This is a genomic window from Citricoccus sp., assembly GCF_035445025.1.
Taxonomy (GTDB): domain Bacteria; phylum Actinomycetota; class Actinomycetes; order Actinomycetales; family Micrococcaceae; genus Citricoccus.
Map to the genome: position 1 here is coordinate 3,558 of NZ_DAOMPX010000099.1, position 1,548 is coordinate 5,105.

Here is a 1,548-nt window from a genome sequence, read left to right on the forward strand (position 1 = left end):
GGGACGATGTAGGACTGCTCGTTCAGGCGCTCGTCGACGGCCGCCAGGTAGATGTCCACGTCGACGTCGGCCAGCTCGCCCTCCAGTCGCGCGATGCCCTCGGGCGCGCCCAGGAGGCAGATGCAGGTCACCCGGCGCGCCTTGCGGGCGTACATGAACCGGACCGCCTCGGCCAGCGTCCCGCCCGTGGCCAGCATGGGGTCCAGGATGAACACGTGCCGGTCCGTCAGGTCGGCCGGCAGTCGCTCCGCGTAGGTGACGATGTCCAGGGTCTCCTCGTTCCGGGCCATCCCCAGGAAGCCGACCTCCGCCGTCGGCGCCATCCGGACCATGCCCTCGAGCATCCCGAGGCCGGCGCGCAGGATCGGCACCACCAGCGGCGTGGGCCGCGCCAGCCGGACCCCGGTGGTGGTGGCGACGGGGGTCTCGATCCGGACGGGCTCCACCGCGACGTCCCGCGTGGCCTCGTAGGCCAGCAGCATGACCAGTTCCTCGGTCAGCTGCCGGAAGATCATGGACGGGGTGTCCCGCTTCCTGAGGACCGTGAGCTTGTGGGCTACCAGCGGGTGTTCGACGAGCTGTACGCGCATGGTGCCAACCCTACAGAAGGGAGGGGCCGCACCCCTCCGGATAGGCTCAGTCACCATGCATCCCGAGCACGATTCCTGGATGGCGCTGGCCCTGGGCGAGGCCCGCCGCGCCACGGACACCGGTGACGTGCCGATCGGTGCGGTGGTCCTGGGCCCGGACGGGACCGTGCTCGGCACCGGTCGCAATGAGCGGGAGGCGAGCGGGGACCCCACCGCCCACGCGGAGGTGCTGGCCCTGCGGACCGCGGCCGCCGCGCGTCGGGACTCCGGGCACGACGACGGGTGGCGGTTGGAGGACTGCACCCTCGTGGTCACCCTGGAGCCCTGCGCCATGTGCGCCGGGGCGATCGTCCTGGCCCGCGTCCCCCGACTGGTCTTCGGCGCGTGGGACCCCAAGGCCGGGGCCTGCGGATCCGTGTTCGACGTCGTCCGCGAGCCGCGGCTGAACCACTGGGTCGAGGTGTTTCCCGGCATCCGCGAGCAGGAGTGCGCGGAGGTGCTGACAGGGTTCTTCCGCGCGCACCGGGGCTGAACCGGAGCTGAGGGCCGCGGGCCGGACGCGGCCCGCCGGACCCGCAGGAGCGGCGCTCCCGGAGCGTTGACCGGTGACTGGCGCCGGGGAAGAATTCACTGCACGGCCGGCCCGTCCGGGACCGGCACCGAACCGGAAGCTGGTCCGTCATGACTGGACCCCGACTCTCTCCCGAGGCGTTGCGCGCCCTGTCCTCAGCGGTACGCGGCACGGTGATCGGACCCGAGGACGCGTTGTACGACGACGCGCGGAGGGTGTGGAACGCGATGATCGACCGGCACCCCGCGGTGGTGGTCCGCGCCGGTGACGTGTCCGACGTCGCCCCCAGCCTGGAGTTCGCCGGGCGCCACGGGCTGCCCGTCGCGCTGCGGGGTGGCGGCCACAGCGTGGCCGGCTACGGCACCGTGGACGACGGACTGGTGCTGG

At 72.7% G+C, this 1,548-nt stretch carries 3 protein-coding genes; 2 read left to right on the top strand and 1 reads right to left on the bottom strand.

The window, feature by feature from the left end:
* Nucleotides 1–590, bottom strand: a 590-nt coding sequence (gene upp, locus PLJ28_RS14790) for a uracil phosphoribosyltransferase (RefSeq protein ID WP_324590330.1), incomplete at its 3' end; no start/stop codon positions are given.
* Between the two features lie 55 nt (nucleotides 591–645).
* On the opposite strand from upp, the gene tadA reads away from it, so the two are divergent.
* Both tadA and PLJ28_RS14800 read left to right on the top strand, forming a co-directional pair.
* Nucleotides 646–1,122: a tRNA adenosine(34) deaminase TadA gene (gene tadA / locus PLJ28_RS14795; RefSeq protein WP_298045185.1), complete on the top strand. Its 477-nt coding sequence runs from the start codon at nucleotides 646–648 to the stop codon at nucleotides 1,120–1,122.
* Between the two features lie 149 nt (nucleotides 1,123–1,271).
* A partial coding sequence (locus PLJ28_RS14800; RefSeq protein WP_324590331.1) for an FAD-binding oxidoreductase occupies nucleotides 1,272–1,548 on the top strand: 277 nt, incomplete at its 3' end.

Excerpts from the sequence above, each read along its gene's own strand:
- tadA (WP_298045185.1), top strand. The coding sequence starts at position 646 with ATGCATCCCGAGCACGATTCCTGGATGGCGCTGGCCCTGGGCGAGGCC.